Annotated in this window: 1 protein-coding gene; it reads right to left on the bottom strand. The window is 59.3% G+C overall.

Translation table 11 applies throughout. The features are described from left to right. Positions 1-705, bottom strand: a 705-nt coding sequence (xerC, locus tag HMPREF2581_RS10410) for a site-specific integrase (protein ID WP_139181904.1), incomplete at both ends; no start/stop codon positions are given.

The raw sequence follows: 705 nt of genomic DNA, 5'->3' as shown, positions 1-705 counted from the left end.
CCCCAACCTTCTCGGTCAACTTCCGGTACATGGCTTCGACCTGGTCGGAGTTCATCACCTTGCTCTTGTAGTGCGGTGAGAACCGGTTGACGTTGAACAACTGGTCGTCATCGGCGAATCCGGCTCTATCGGCCTCCTGCAGGAGCCGCGATAGGTGAGGCACAAGCCCCTCCGTTATTGGCACTACGAACTCTTTATGAGTTTTCTCTGTCTCGCCGCGGATGAGGATCAGTTGATTTTCCCAGTCGATGTCGCGCTTGCGGATGCACAACAGCGCATTCAACCGGATGCCGGTGAAGTAGAAGACCTCAAACGTGCAAAGCCAGAACCAGGCGGGAGTGATGCGTGCGCGATCGCCAGTGCAGCGCTCGGCGCCGACCTGCATGTTGAGCCAATTGCGGGCGCGCAGGATGGCTTCGGCTGCGACGGTTTTGCTTGCTCGCCTGGGGGGGATGACGGTGGTCTTTCTGAACGGGTTGACTTGGGAGTGTGTCACCAGCTCGTGCTCGATGGCATAGCCCCAGATCGTTCGCAGATGATTCGAATACGTGTTCCAGCTCCGCTTCGACAGGCCTTGTTCCAGGACCTTGCGCCGCCATCCCAGCACAGACCTGTGGTCCACCTCCTGTACGGTTGCCGTAGGGCCGAAGTGCTTGAGCAGCGCCTTGGTCGCGGCGCGGTAGATCTTCGCGCTGGCTTCTCGGA

Origin of the sequence: Pseudomonas sp. HMSC057H01, assembly GCF_001836405.1 — a bacterium.
Lineage (GTDB): Bacteria > Pseudomonadota > Gammaproteobacteria > Pseudomonadales > Pseudomonadaceae > Pseudomonas > Pseudomonas aeruginosa.
The sequence above is the reverse complement of the archived record's forward strand: the minus strand, read 5'-3'. Positions and strand labels throughout refer to the sequence as shown.